Source organism: Tardibacter chloracetimidivorans, from assembly GCF_001890385.1.
GTDB classification, from domain to species: Bacteria; Pseudomonadota; Alphaproteobacteria; order Sphingomonadales; family Sphingomonadaceae; genus Tardibacter; species Tardibacter chloracetimidivorans.
Genome location: NZ_CP018221.1, coordinates 2,187,694 through 2,200,169, shown reverse-complemented (window position 1 = coordinate 2,200,169; position 12,476 = coordinate 2,187,694). Strand labels below are relative to the sequence as shown.

At 64.6% G+C, this 12,476-nt stretch carries 16 protein-coding genes and 1 pseudogene; 5 read left to right on the top strand and 12 right to left on the bottom strand.

Annotated features, from left to right (window positions below; genetic code table 11):
* Positions 1 to 78: 78 nt before the first annotated feature.
* Complete coding sequence (locus BSL82_RS11440; RefSeq protein WP_072598744.1) at positions 79 to 1,569, top strand: replicative DNA helicase; 1,491 nt, start codon at positions 79 to 81, stop codon at positions 1,567 to 1,569.
* A 9-nt stretch (positions 1,570 to 1,578) separates the two neighbouring features.
* Here BSL82_RS11440 and BSL82_RS11435 read toward each other — a convergent pair whose 3' ends face one another.
* Together BSL82_RS11435 and BSL82_RS11430 are read right to left on the bottom strand one after the other, a co-directional pair.
* Positions 1,579 to 1,956, bottom strand: coding sequence for a DedA family protein (locus tag BSL82_RS11435; RefSeq protein ID WP_158010848.1), 378 nt, complete (start codon positions 1,954 to 1,956; stop codon positions 1,579 to 1,581).
* A 127-nt stretch (positions 1,957 to 2,083) separates the two neighbouring features.
* Positions 2,084 to 2,461 (bottom strand): DUF202 domain-containing protein, encoded by a 378-nt coding sequence (locus BSL82_RS11430; protein ID WP_072598743.1) that lies wholly within the window; start codon positions 2,459 to 2,461, stop codon positions 2,084 to 2,086.
* Positions 2,462 to 2,682: 221 nt separating this feature from the next.
* On the opposite strand from BSL82_RS11430, the gene BSL82_RS11425 reads away from it, so the two are divergent.
* The gene (locus BSL82_RS11425; protein ID WP_072597640.1) at positions 2,683 to 3,036 is read left to right on the top strand and encodes a DUF1622 domain-containing protein; all 354 of its coding nucleotides are present in this window, start codon (positions 2,683 to 2,685) and stop codon (positions 3,034 to 3,036) included.
* A 16-nt stretch (positions 3,037 to 3,052) separates the two neighbouring features.
* On the opposite strand, the gene BSL82_RS11420 is transcribed toward BSL82_RS11425, so the two are convergent.
* Genes BSL82_RS11420 through BSL82_RS11405 form a run of 4 tightly spaced genes read right to left on the bottom strand, consistent with a single transcriptional unit; the run spans position 3,053 to position 5,557 of the window.
* Positions 3,053 to 3,313, bottom strand: a complete 261-nt coding sequence (locus BSL82_RS11420; RefSeq protein WP_072597639.1) for a hypothetical protein — start codon at positions 3,311 to 3,313, stop codon at positions 3,053 to 3,055.
* Positions 3,314 to 3,322: 9 nt separating this feature from the next.
* Positions 3,323 to 3,940: a DUF4142 domain-containing protein gene (locus BSL82_RS11415; RefSeq protein ID WP_072597638.1), complete on the bottom strand. Its 618-nt coding sequence runs from the start codon at positions 3,938 to 3,940 to the stop codon at positions 3,323 to 3,325.
* A 33-nt stretch (positions 3,941 to 3,973) separates the two neighbouring features.
* Positions 3,974 to 5,062 (bottom strand): AI-2E family transporter, encoded by a 1,089-nt coding sequence (locus BSL82_RS11410; RefSeq protein ID WP_072597637.1) that lies wholly within the window; start codon positions 5,060 to 5,062, stop codon positions 3,974 to 3,976.
* Positions 5,063 to 5,068: 6 nt separating this feature from the next.
* Positions 5,069 to 5,557, bottom strand: a complete 489-nt coding sequence (locus BSL82_RS11405) for a DUF305 domain-containing protein (protein WP_083579171.1) — start codon at positions 5,555 to 5,557, stop codon at positions 5,069 to 5,071.
* A 152-nt stretch (positions 5,558 to 5,709) separates the two neighbouring features.
* Between BSL82_RS11405 and BSL82_RS11400 the strand changes: the two genes are divergently transcribed.
* Entirely contained in the window at positions 5,710 to 6,090 is a 381-nt protein-coding gene (locus tag BSL82_RS11400; protein ID WP_072597636.1) for a DUF6491 family protein, read from the top strand.
* Between the two features lie 10 nt (positions 6,091 to 6,100).
* Positions 6,101 to 6,232 (top strand): hypothetical protein, encoded by a 132-nt coding sequence (locus BSL82_RS21560; protein ID WP_257786774.1) that lies wholly within the window; start codon positions 6,101 to 6,103, stop codon positions 6,230 to 6,232.
* Here BSL82_RS21560 and BSL82_RS11395 read toward each other — a convergent pair whose 3' ends face one another.
* Genes BSL82_RS11395 through BSL82_RS11380 form a run of 4 tightly spaced genes read right to left on the bottom strand, consistent with a single transcriptional unit; the run spans position 6,233 to position 10,385 of the window.
* Positions 6,233 to 6,523 (bottom strand): hypothetical protein, encoded by a 291-nt coding sequence (locus tag BSL82_RS11395; protein WP_072597635.1) that lies wholly within the window; start codon positions 6,521 to 6,523, stop codon positions 6,233 to 6,235. It abuts the gene before it with no gap.
* Positions 6,524 to 9,061, bottom strand: coding sequence for a cbb3-type cytochrome c oxidase subunit I (locus BSL82_RS11390; RefSeq protein ID WP_072597634.1), 2,538 nt, complete (start codon positions 9,059 to 9,061; stop codon positions 6,524 to 6,526). It lies immediately after the preceding gene.
* Complete coding sequence (gene coxB, locus BSL82_RS11385; RefSeq protein ID WP_072597633.1) at positions 9,058 to 9,999, bottom strand: cytochrome c oxidase subunit II; 942 nt, start codon at positions 9,997 to 9,999, stop codon at positions 9,058 to 9,060. Before coxB ends, BSL82_RS11390 begins: the two co-directional genes overlap by 4 nt.
* Entirely contained in the window at positions 9,999 to 10,385 is a 387-nt protein-coding gene (locus BSL82_RS11380; protein ID WP_072597632.1) for a c-type cytochrome, read from the bottom strand. The genes coxB and BSL82_RS11380 overlap by 1 nt, the downstream gene beginning before the upstream one ends.
* A 154-nt stretch (positions 10,386 to 10,539) precedes the next feature.
* On the opposite strand from BSL82_RS11380, the pseudogene BSL82_RS21795 reads away from it, so the two are divergent.
* Positions 10,540 to 11,034 (top strand): annotated as a pseudogene (locus BSL82_RS21795) (c-type cytochrome); the annotation flags it as partial.
* 4 nt (positions 11,035 to 11,038) lie between these two features.
* On the opposite strand, the gene BSL82_RS21055 reads toward BSL82_RS21795, so the two are convergent.
* Together BSL82_RS21055 and BSL82_RS11365 are read right to left on the bottom strand one after the other, a co-directional pair.
* Positions 11,039 to 11,710: a cytochrome b gene (locus tag BSL82_RS21055; protein ID WP_072597630.1), complete on the bottom strand. Its 672-nt coding sequence runs from the start codon at positions 11,708 to 11,710 to the stop codon at positions 11,039 to 11,041.
* Entirely contained in the window at positions 11,710 to 12,456 is a 747-nt protein-coding gene (locus BSL82_RS11365; RefSeq protein ID WP_072597629.1) for a cytochrome c oxidase assembly protein, read from the bottom strand. The genes BSL82_RS21055 and BSL82_RS11365 overlap by 1 nt, the downstream gene beginning before the upstream one ends.
* Between the last annotated feature and the right edge of the window lie 20 nt (positions 12,457 to 12,476).

The window sequence follows — 12,476 nt, the reverse complement described above, 5'->3', positions numbered from 1 at the left end:
GATTATCAGCAGCTTTGTGCCCCGATTGATTCGGCAATGACACTTGGCATCCCGGCTTCATTGGCCGATCATGGCCGGATGGTTTCAACCCCGATACGACTCGTGCCCGACGATATGCCGGAAGCCGCCAGCCTGCCCCAGAACGTGGAGGCGGAGGCCGCGCTTCTAGGCGCGCTGATGATCGACAACCGCCTCGTGGAGGATGTGCAGATCAGGCTGAAGCCGGAGCATTTCTTTTCTCCCCTCCACGGCCGCATCTATGAGGCGGTGCTGAAGCTTGCCGACCGCAACATGGTGGCGAGCCCGGTCACGCTGAAGCCGCTGTTCGAAGGCGATGAGGAGATGCGCGCGCTGGGCGGGCCGGGCTATCTCGCTGAACTGACGGGCAACAGCGCGGCCCTGATCGGCGCACGGGACTTTGCCGAGCAGATCTACGACCTCGCGCTGCTGCGCGAGCTGGTGCGCGTGGGGCGCGACATGGTGCAGGGCGCGCTCGATACCTCGGCCGATGTCAACCCGCGCGGCCGGATAGAAGAGGCCGAGATCGCGCTCTACCGCGTCGCCGAGGACGGGCAGGTGGGCGGCGGCGTCAAGACCTTTGGCCAAGCGACGATGCTGGCGGTGGAAATGGCCGAGCGCGCGCTCAATTCGGGCGGGCATCTGTCGGGCATCACCACCGGGCTGGAAGGGCTCAACTCCAAGATCGGCGGGTTGCATCGCTCCGATCTGGTGATCCTCGCCGGGCGTCCGGCGATGGGCAAGACCGCGCTTGCCACCAACATGGCCTTTTCCGCCGCGATGCGGTTGATCCGCGACCGGCAGGACGGCATCGACGAAGGCCAGTCGCCGGGTGCGGGCGTCGCCTTCTTCTCGCTGGAAATGTCGGCAGACCAGCTTGCCACCCGTATTCTGGCCGAACAGTCGGGCATAAGCTCCGAAAGCCTGCGCATGGGCAAGATCAGCCGCGACGAGTTCCGCAACCTTGCCCGCGCGGCGGCCGATCTCCAGCAGCTTCCGCTCTATATCGACGATACGCCGGCGCTTTCCATCGCTGCGCTGCGCACCCGCGCGCGGCGGTTGAAGCGCCAGCGCGGCATCGGCATGATCGTGGTCGATTATCTCCAGCTCCTGCAGGGCTCGAGCCGCCAGGCGAGCGAAAATCGCGTGAACGAGATCTCGGAGATCACGCGCGGCCTGAAGACGCTCGCCAAGGAGCTGAACCTCCCGGTGCTAGCGCTGTCGCAGCTCTCGCGTCAGGTGGAGCAACGCGAGGACAAGCGCCCGCAGCTTTCGGACCTGCGCGAATCCGGCACCATCGAGCAGGACGCCGACATCGTTCTGTTCGTATTCCGCGAGGAATATTATCACGCATCGAAAAAGCCGGAGGACGGCTCGGAAAAGTTCGAGAAATGGCTGGACAAGGCGCACCGGATCGACGGCCGCGCCGAGGTGATCGTCGCCAAGCAGCGTCACGGATCGACCGGCATCGTCCCGATGATGTTCCACAAGCAGACGACCAAGTTCAGCGATGCAGTCGACGACGGCTATCTGCCCGCGCAATATGAATAGGCGACCGCTCTAGCGCCGCCGGAAGGTGACGACGCGGTAGATGTAATAGACGAAGGCCGAGCCGAGGATGATGGTGCTCGTCGGGCCCAGATAGCGCGCCACCTGGCGGTATTCCGCGCCCAGCCAATAGCCGGCCATCGCCAGAAGCCCCGTCCATATGCCCGCCCCCAGCAGCGTCAGCAGAATGAAGCGGGGCAGCTTCTCCATGGCGGCGGCCATGGAATCGTCACTGGTGAAATCGGCCTCGATGACCGGGAAATCCGTCCCGCCGCCTTTCAGGTCAATGCCGACGATGCTGTAGCGGTGGCAAAGCGCGGCAGTGAGCGAACGGCCGATGTTGCCCGCCGCGCCGGTGATCACCACCAAGGGCTTGTCATCGCTTGCCAATGCACGCTCCTGCAACGGGTAGGGCCGGTGGGACACGTCCCGAATGCTTTTCCGGATGATGGCGTAACGGTTCTTCGGGGCGGGTTGTTCCAGCGGTCGTGCAGGTCGGGCGCTGAAAAAGGCCGGGTTATTGCGGGACCAGCGCCCAGATCGCCAGGACGAGGGCGGCCGTCGCGCTCGCCAGCGCCCAGCTGATGAGGCGGATTCGCACCGGCCTGAGCGCCGTCACCTTATGCGCTTCCAGATGGGACATGATCCGGCGCGCGCGCCGTTCTGCCGAAAAGAAAATGAATATCGCGATGACGAGAAAGACCGTGGCGATCGCCTTTGCCGCCCAGTCGGGCGCGGCCGCGTTGAACAGCGCGTTGAAGCCAAGGCCGACGCCGACGGCCGCCAGTCCGGTCCGCACCCATCCGGCAAAGCTGCGCTCATGGGCCAGCACCGTCCGGTCCTCGGCCAGATTCGTCCGGTCCTGGGCGAGATCGGTCCGGTCGGAAGGGCTCAATGGAGATTCCCCTCGCCGGGCGAAAAGGTCGGCATCCCGCTCCAGACCGTCATCGTTCCTCTCCGACCAGGACCATCCTGCAATTGAAAACCACAGCCGCTGGCCGCTGTTCCACCGCGCGATCACCCGCCTATGCAGGAACCCGTCAGCGCCGCATTCATTGACCGTAGACGCTGTCAGACCGAGAGTGGGACAGGCAAAGCCACGATTGGGGAGAATATATGACCGGTGATCCTCTTCTCGATCTCGTCCATATGCTGGTAAGGGTGATCGAGGTGGTGGGAATCACGGTGATCGTGCTCGGGGCCGTCATCGCGCTTTTCCGCTTCGGGCGCGAAAGCTGGCCCGGCGCTACCGGCGACAGGGGCGTGCATGGCCTTCGCTCTGATCTGGGCAAGGCGATATTGCTGGGGCTCGAGTTCCTCGTGGCCGCCGACATCATCAACACCGTCGCCATCGAGCCGACGCTGCAAAGCGTTGCGGTACTGGCGGGCATTGTCGCGATCCGGACCTTCCTCAGCTTTTCCCTTGAAGTTGAAATCCAGGGCAAATGGCCGTGGGACAAGGCGCGGTGAGCGCGAAGAAGGAGTTTCAGGCAGATGCCCCGTCGGATTTGTGCCGACGTGAGCGGGTTTTCGCTTCGCCGGAAGGATTGACGCCGCCGCTGTTCCCGCCTTGGGGGTCGCTGCCCAGGTCGGCGTCCGGTGCGCCGCTGCCGCGAACCTCACCGCTGCCGGTCTCGGGCGCGCGCTTTCCCCTGTCTTTCCGTCCCCGGTCCAGCGTGTCACCGGGCCGGCCCGCGTCGCCGGGCAGTTGATGCCGGGTCGACAGATTCTGGTCTTTTGCAGGCATGAACGCCTCCTATTTGGTGCGAAGGTCGCGCACCATCTTCAGATGTTCCCGGATTTTGGGCGCGGTTTCCGCCGCAAAGGCGCGCAGCGCGGGCTGGTCGCCAGCCTCGGCATAGCTGGAATGAAGCGCGAGGGCGTCCTCATGGGCAGCGATCTGCTGGCTCAGATATGCGGCGTCGAACTGATCGTCCTGTGCGTTGGTGAGATCGGTCAGCATTCCCTTGCGCGCCGTGTCGAGCGCGCTTGGCGGCACCTGGTTGAGCCCTGCTTGCCCGATCGCTTCCTTCAGCCGCTGGCTGGTCATGGTGTGATCCGCGATCATCTTGTGGGCGAAAGCACGAACAGCGGGGGAATCTGAGCGGTCCACCGCCAGTTCGCTCGCTTCGATTTCGTACAGATCGCTGCGTCCGGCGGCCAGTATATAGGATGCGGGGCTGTCGTCCGCGCGCGCATCGGGTGGCGTAGGTATGCTGACATTCCCCGCCATGGCGGCCGCGTTGCTGGTGGGGCCTGCCTCGTCTCCGGGGCCGGTGCCGCGAGTTGCATCGTCTCCTGCAGGGTCGCACGCCGCCAAAGCCAGAACTGCTGCTCCGCACAGGGCGATCCGGCTGCCGCTCGACAATGTCATGACCTCTCCACCATCAAAATGAACCACGGGGGATTAACGGCGGGTCGGGGAAGACGGTTCCGTCTGATCGCGGGGAAGCGTCGCCGCTCCATCGTCCTCACCGGGGATCGTCGTGTCGGTGTGAAGCGCTTCCCGCACATAGAGGCGCTTGACCAGAACATAGATCACCACCAGCAGCGGCGCAGCGAAGATCACGCCCATCACGCCGAAAAGCAGGCCGGCGGCGATGATGGAAAAGATGGTGAGCGCGGGCGGCAGCGTCACCATGTGCCGCTGCACCACCGGCAGGATGAGGTTTCCTTCGATCTGCTGCACGATGATGTAGACGACCAGCGCCCAGAATGCCGTCTCCGGGCCTTGGAGCAGCGCCAGCAGCAGGCCGGGAACGGCGGCGGCGACAGGTCCGGCGTAAGGCACGATATCGGCAAGGCCTGCCAGCAGGCCCAGCGCCAGCGGGGAGGGCACTCCGGCAAGCCACAGGCCGACGCCGGTCAGCACGCCGACGATCAACATGGAGATCACCTGCCCCACCAGCCACAGCTTCAACGCCCGGCCGCTGTCGTCCAGCGCCTGACCGCCCAGTTCCCGCCGGCTCTTCGGGATAAGCATCAACAGCCCGTTCCGGTAAAGTCCGGGCTGAACAGCGAGGAACACCGCCCCGAAGAGAACGACCACCAGATTGGTCGCCACGGTGCTGAGCAGGACCAGCAGGCTGCCAAGCCGCTCCAGAATGTTGCTGTTGTCGGCGGACATGCGGGAGAGGGAGCGGAGCAGATCGGCGCCGAGGGGCAGGGTGCGGATCTGCGTCTTCAGATTGGTCCAGGCGGCGGGAACCGCCTCGCCCAGCCGTTCGAACTGGTTGCCGATCTGCCTTCCGAACAGCCAGCCGGTCAGCCATATGACGATCGCGATCACCAATATGGCCAGGAACGCCGACCCCCTGTTGCCTAGCCCCGTTACCCGCCTGATCGGCGCGGCGAGCGCGCGAATCAGAACCGCGATTACGATTGCGCCGAAGGCAAGGATCAGCAGGCTGCGCAGCGCCCAGAAGACGAGCAGCAGCAGGACAAATGCCGCTGTGATCAGCAGGCGTTCTATGAAAATCCGGTGTTCATTGCCCATCTGCCGTCAACGTCCCTGCTGTCCGGCTCCGGCCGTTTCAGGAGCCTTCGCCAGTGTGTCGGCATGGGCAATCAGATATTTCATCTCGGCGATCTCGCGCCGTTGCGCCTCGATGATCTCGTCCGCCAGCTTGCGCACCCTTGGATCGGTGATCCGGGCGCGCTCGCTGGTCATGATCGCGATGGAATGATGGGGGATCATCGCCCGCATGTAGCTGACCTGATCGACCGTCGCCTGGCTTCGGACCAGAAACAGCGCGAGGAAGAAAACAAGCACGCTTCCGGCGAAGATGCCTGCGTTCGCGCGCTTGCTCGGATACATCGCGAACATGAAACCAAGCATGATGACAGCCATGGCGGCTCCCATCAGAACGGCCATGTAGAGGCGGGTTTCGCTGAAGAAGACGTGTTCCAGCGCATATGTATTCAGATACATCAGAAGGAACATGACCACGGTCGAGGTGGCGATCATCGCCGCGAAGCGCTTGTACGACATGCTCATTCCCCGTCCGTTCAGTCTGATCAGGTTCAAGCCTTCGAGGAAAGCCCGTGGTTGCAACGACCGAACACGCCGGAAGGTTCGTGCGGAACGATTACAGCTGCGGTCTGTTAACTTACGGAGCGGGCAGATGCAGGCGGGTGGCCCCGATGATAAAATCAGCACTTCATTGCCTGTTGGCCGGCATTTGCGCGGCTTCGCTTGCCGGTTGCGCGGGCGAAGGCCCCACCACGGCAGGTGCGGAGACCGGCAAGGACTGCTTCTTCCCGTCGCAGGTAAATGGCTTCAGCAGGGCGGACAACGAACGGGTGCTGATCCATACCGGGGTCAACGACCGCTATCTGTTTGAAACATTCGGCTATTGCCCGGATCTGGATTTCACCGAGCAGCTTGCGCTTGAACCCGTCGGTGTCGGCACGATCTGCCGCGGCCTCGACGTCAATCTGATCGTGCCGTCGGTAACCGGCCCACGGAAATGCCCGATCCGAATGATCCGAAAGCTCAGCCCCGCCGAGGTAAAGGCACTTTAGCGCAGCGGCCATGCTGCAATCCCTGCCGATTTGGGGATTCGCCGGCATCTTCGGCACCAACATTTTCAACATGATGCTGCTGTTGGCGGCACCGGCGACCTTCGTCATCGGGCTTGCCATCCTGTCCCGCTTTTCCGGCTGATCAGATCATCAAGGCGGGCAGGCCCTGCCAGACGATGGCGATCAGCGCCAGCGCCGCGAAAAGGGCGGCAAGGCCATGGCCCCATTTGCCGGGCGCATCGGTCGAACCGGCCCATTCCTTCGTCGCGCGCAGAAGAATATATCCCGCCGCCGCCAGACAGGCGAGGGTGATCGCCAGCACCAGCACCCGTGTCAGCGTCGAGGTGAGAAATATGCTCACGACAATGTAGAGCGCGAAGAAATGGATCGTCCAGACGATCATCCCCCCCAGCAGGAACGCCCAGGCCCGCATCTAGATCGCTCCCGGAAACAGCCGGGTGAGCAGGGCTGACACTATCCCCTGCCCGGCCGTGTAGCAGATGAAGATGACGGTCAGGTCCATGCTGTTGTTGCGGGGCCTGGTCACCAGGGCGCGGCTGTTGCGGGCCGCGAGATAGCCGGTCATCAGCACCGCCACGCCGGTAATCATGCCCTGCAGCGACAGGAAGGCGTGGACGACAGCGCCTTGCCCGCTCACTTCGCCCGTCATGCCCGCACCGCGCCAGGTCTGGAGGTCCAGAACAAAAGCCGCGACCAACGCGCCTGCCGCATAGAGCACCGACGCCACCGGCGACCAGTGCGTGCTCGTTTCGCGCGCGAGCAGCGCCCTTCCGAAAAGCGCAAGGGCGAAGGCGGCGACATGCGCCCCGACAATGGGGAACAGCCAGCCGATGTCGGGCGGGGCGGTCCAGAATTGCGGGTGGATGCCATAGAGGTAGAGATAGCTGAATATCGTCATCAGGAAGATCATCCCGATGACGATCAGCAATATGACCATCGCCCACCACCCATGGGTGCGCGGGCCGGTGACATAGGTGGGAAGTTCGATACCCGCACCTGCATCGGCGGATTGGACCGCGACCGGCCGGTCCGTTTCCCACAGCCAGCGCAAGACGCACAATATGGCGATCACGCCGCTCACAAGCCCCGGACGATAGGACTGGATCGTCAGCAGGAGGAAGAAACCCGCCGTGAAGATCGCCGCCAGCAGCGGCCATACCGAAGGGCCGGGCATGATCTGCAGATATTGGGGTTCCGCCCGGATCGGGCTGGTGATGATCGTCTCGCGGTGGCCGGTGGGCGCGCCGGGAAGGAAGTAGCGGCCCTGCTCCACGTTGCGGCCGATGTCGGGATCGTCCCACAACGGATCGCGGCTTTTGACGACCGGGATGCTGCGCGTGGAATAAAGGCCCGTCGGCAGCCATTCCAGAGTTCCGCCGCCATAGACGTTGCCGGCGTCGTTATCGACGGTGAAGCGGAAGTTGAGCGCAAGGTCCATCAGGAACAAAAGCACGCCTGCGCCGATCATATATGATCCGGCGGTGGAGATGAGGTTGGTGATCTCCAGGTCCATGCCGGGCAGATAGGTATAGACCCGTCGCGGCATGCCCATGAAGCCTGTGAGGTGCATGGGAAGGAATGTCACGTGCATTCCGGCGAACATCAGCCAGAACACCCATTTGCCGATCCGTTCCGACAGCGGTTTGCTGCTGGTCATCGGCGTCCAGTAATAGAAGGCGGCGAACAGCGGAAACACCATGCCGCCGATCAGCACATAATGGAGATGGGCGACGATGAAGTGGGTGTCGTGCACCTGCCAGTCGAAGGGGACGAGCGCCACCATCACGCCGGTAAGCCCGCCCATGACGAAGGTCACAAGGCCGCCCACCACGAACAGCGTGGGGGTGTTGTAGCCAGGCTTGCCGCTCGCAAGCGTTGCGATCCACGAGAACACCTGCACGCCTGCGGGCACGCTCACCGCCATGGACGCAGCCGAGAAGAAGCTGACCGACAGCATCGGCATTCCGGTGGCGAACATGTGGTGCGCCCACACGCCGAAGCTGATGAAGCCGGTCGCCACCAGCGCGAGCACGATAAGCTGATAGCCCACCAGCGGCGTGCGCGACAATGCGGACACCATCATCGACGTCAGCCCCGCTGCGGGCAGGAAGATGATGTAGACCTCCGGATGGCCGAAGAACCAGAAGAGGTGCTGCCACAGCAGCGGGTCGCCACCGCGCGTCGGATCGAAGAAGGGCCAGTTGAGCGCCCGCTCCATCTCCAGAAGGAGCGTGCCGAGGATCACCGCCGGAAAGGCGATGATGATCATCACCGCGAACACCAGCATCGCCCATGCGAAGATCGGCATCTTGTCCAGCGTCATGCCGGGCGCGCGGGTGCGCAGCACGCCGACCACGATCTCGATCGCGCCCGCGATCGCCGAAATCTCGATGAAGCCGATGCCGAGCAGCCAGAAATCGGCGTTGATCCCGGGTGAATAGATGCGGCTGGTAAGCGGCGGGTACATGAACCACCCGCCGTCGGGCGCAAGTCCGAAGAACAGCGAGGCGAAGAAGGCCAGCCCGCCCACCAGATAGGCCCAGAAGGCATAGGCGGAAAGCCGGGGGAAGGGCAGGTCGCGCGCCGCCAGCATCTGCGGGAGAAGCAGCACGCCAAGCGCCTCCACCGCGGGCACGGCGAAGAGGAACATCATCATCGTGCCGTGCATGGTGAAGAACTGGTTGTAGGTCTCCTGCGACAGAACGCCGTTGAGCGGCAGCGCAAGCTGGGTGCGCATGATGACCGCGAGACCGCCCGCCAGCACGAAGAACAGAAAGGCCGCCGCTACATAATAGACGCCGATATAGTTGTTGTTGACGACGGTGAGCCGCGCCCACCCGCGCGGCGCTTTCCAGATCTCCTCCAGCTTTTCCAGTTCATCGGGCGGGCGGTCCTCGGCGGTGGGGAAACGCTCGTAGAGCTTCGGGTCGAACCCCGTCTCCGATGTCATTTCTGCATCTCGAGGAAGATCGCGAGCGCCTTCAGATCGTCGCCCGAAAGCGCGTGATAGGGCGGCATGCGGTTGCCGGGCTTGATCGCTTGGGCATCGCCGATCCAGCCCATCATCGTTCCCCGGTTGTTGGGCAGGATTCCCGCGCCTAGCGTCCGCCTTGAGCCGACATGGGTGAGGTCGGGACCGGCCAGGCCATTTGCCCTGGTGCCTTCTATGCGGTGGCAGGCGGCGCAGCCGGCGCTGAAGAAAAGACGCTCGCCACGGGCAGTCCCGGCCGATTGCGCCGGGGCCGGGGGGCTTTGCCACGCCTGTATCAGCGCGGCGAAATCCCGTGGCCGATGCGCGACGACGACAAATCCCATCAGTGCATGGGGGCCGCCGCAATATTCGGCGCATTGCCCGCCATAGACGCCGGGCTTGTCCGCCTGGATGCGCATGACGTTGCGTCTGCCGGGCACCATGTCCAGCTTGCCCGACAGGCGCGGCACCCAGAAGCTGTGGATGACATCGTTCGATTCCAGCTCAAGCGCGACAGGCTCGCCGACCGGGATGTGGAGTTCATTGGCGTCGAGCACCACCTCGCCGCCATTCTCGTCGAGATAGGCGACGCGCCACCACCACATCTCGCCCGTGACGCGAACCCGCATCTCGTCTGCGCCCGGGGCAACGGAAAGATTGCGGGTGAGCGACAGGCCGTAAAAGAGCAGCAGGCTCAGCACCACCACGGGAAAGGCGATACCGCCCGCCCAGATCACCCAGTCGCCGCCCAGCCTGGCCTTCAGCCGGTCGTTGCCGAAAAGCGCGATCCACAGCGCGGCCATGACCACCGCAAACACCGCGGCCGCCATTGCCAGCAATACCCAGGCAAGCGTGGTGATGGACCCGGCGAACGGGCCTGCGGGATCGAATATCGGCGGCGGCCACCCCTCCAGCATCAGCGCGCGTCCATCTGATAGAGATATGCCGCTATGTCGCGGGCCTCTTCGCTGCTGAGCGGCATGGCGGGCATGTTGATTCCGGGGACTAGCGACGGCGCGTCACGGACGAAGCGGGCAAGCTCGTCCGGTCGGTTGGGGAGTTTTCCCGCGATCAGCGCCTGCCGCGGCAATCCGCCAAGCGTCGGACCTACCCGGCCTTTCGGCCAGCGGATTCCGGGGATCACGTGGCAGCTCCCGCAGCCCACGCGCTCGATCGCTTCGCGCCCGCGCTCGGCGCTCGCGCCCGGCATGTGATGGCGGTCATCGGGGAGCGGTTTGCAGGCGGCCAATAGGGCTGAAAGCAGAAGCGGGACATGCCGGACAAGCTGAACCTTTTTGCGCATCGGGACCGGGAACGGAGGAAACCTCCACAGGGAACCAACTTGGAAGGGTGGAAGTTCCCGACCCGTGACGACTTGTCCGCGGCCATCCCCCTCCGTTTGCGCCCTTGCATGGTTGGCGCTGCTTGCCGGGTGCGGCGCGGCCGATCCGACCTCGATGGAGCGGTTCAAGCGCACCGGCGATCTCATCGCTGTGAGCGGCGGCGACGCGGGCGCGCCCAACGCCTGCTTCACCTGTCATGGGCTGGAAGGGGAAGGCAATGGCGCGGGTGCGCCGCGTCTCGCCGGACTGGACATGGGCTATATGACGCGCCAGCTTGAAGGCTATGCAGCCGGACTGCGCTTGCATCCGGAGATGGAGGCGATCTCAAGACGCCTGTCGGCGGCCGACCGAATGGCCGTCTCCGCCTATTACAGTGAGATGCCGTTCGACCCGCTTGCTACTGAAACCGCACGCGCCGCCCCTCCGATCTATGTGAAGGGCGATCCGTCACGCGGGCTGTTGCCCTGCGCCGATTGTCATGGCGTGGAGGGAGAGGGCGTCGGCCCGGCCAATCCGGCGCTGGCCGGGCAGCCTGCCGCTTATCTTGCGGCCCAGCTCAGCGCCTGGCGGCGAGGGGAGCGCCGCAACGATCCCGGAAATGTCATGACCGTCATCAGTCTGCGGCTGAGCGCTCGGGAGATTGACCGGGTCGCGGCTTATGCCGCAAGCCTGCGCGGGGGTCCTCAGCGTCCGGAATCTCGGGAAGCATCCCTCGCAGAACGTCGTGATGATCCCAGAAATGGTGCTTCAGCGCCGCCACCACATGAAGCGGGACCGCCAGCAGCAGCAGATAGACTAGGATATGGTGAACATCTTCCGCCGCATCCATCAGAACCCAGCGGGTCATGACAGGCAGTTCCTCCAGCGGCAGGCGCGGCCAGGGTATGACACCGGCGAGATAGAGCGGCCCCGGCGCTGCGATCGAAGACCACATCACCCATCCGCTGATCGGAAGGCCGAAGAAACAGGCGTAGAACAGATAATGGATCGCATAGGCGGCGTCGGTCTGCAGCCCCTGCCGGTCCGCATCGTTCACCGGGCCGGGAATGATCAGCCGCCAGGCCACGCGCCCGATCGCCAGCAGCAGCACCGGGAGGCCCGCCGCGCTGTGGACTTCATAGGCATGGAGCTTGTCGCCGCCCACCGGCATGCGGCTGGCGTACCAGCCCCAGCCCAGCTGGAAGAGGACGAGAAACGCCATCACCCAGTGGAACGCGATGCCGACGGGTGAATAGCGGTCGCGCTCGGTGTGGCTTCGCGCCCATGCCCTGATCTGCTTCAGCATCAGCCGGGCTGTGGCCGTGCGCTTTCGTCGCGCAGCCAGAGGCCGAGAAGGACGAGCGCCGCCGCCAGATAGATCGCCGCGCCGGGCGCCCACATGATCAGCCCGGCGAGTTGCTGGTCCTCCAGCGGGGAATAGCCCCAGTCTTGCGGCCCCAGCAGGTGCGGCGCGTAAAGCGCGCGGCCGCTGAAGGTGATCAGCGCGCCCAGCACACCCATCTGGACCATGGTCGCGAGCAGCGCACCGACACCGGCCAGGGCGGGGGCCGTTCGCAGGGCCGTCCAGAGCCCGGCCGCGCTTGCAAGCAGCGAAGCCTGCATCAGCCAATAGGCGGCATCGCTCGACAAGGCCCACGCATAGGCGGGGGGCGCATGCCACAGCCAGAAGATCAGCCCATGAAGCGCGGTCCAGGCCGCAAGCCCGCCAGGAAGGCGATGTCTGTCCGTGCCGATGGCGGCGGCCAGAAGCGGCGCAGCACAGGCGGTCAGCAGCACATGATGGACGACCCGCGCCGAGAACAGGGCCGATGTCAGCGCGCAGAAGGGTGATATGAACAGCACCGCCAGAAGCGCCATTGCGGCAAGGAACGCTCTCCGGCGGGCGGGATATGGCCGCAATGCGAAGCCGCCTGCGAGCGTGGCCGCGACAAGCGCCGCCAGCAGCACAGGGTCGAGGTTCCAACGCGCGAGGAGTTCGGCCGGAGCCGGGGCGGCTCCGCAATAGGGCGTCCAGACCTTGACGGCGTCCACGGCTCGGCAGCGCTTTCCTT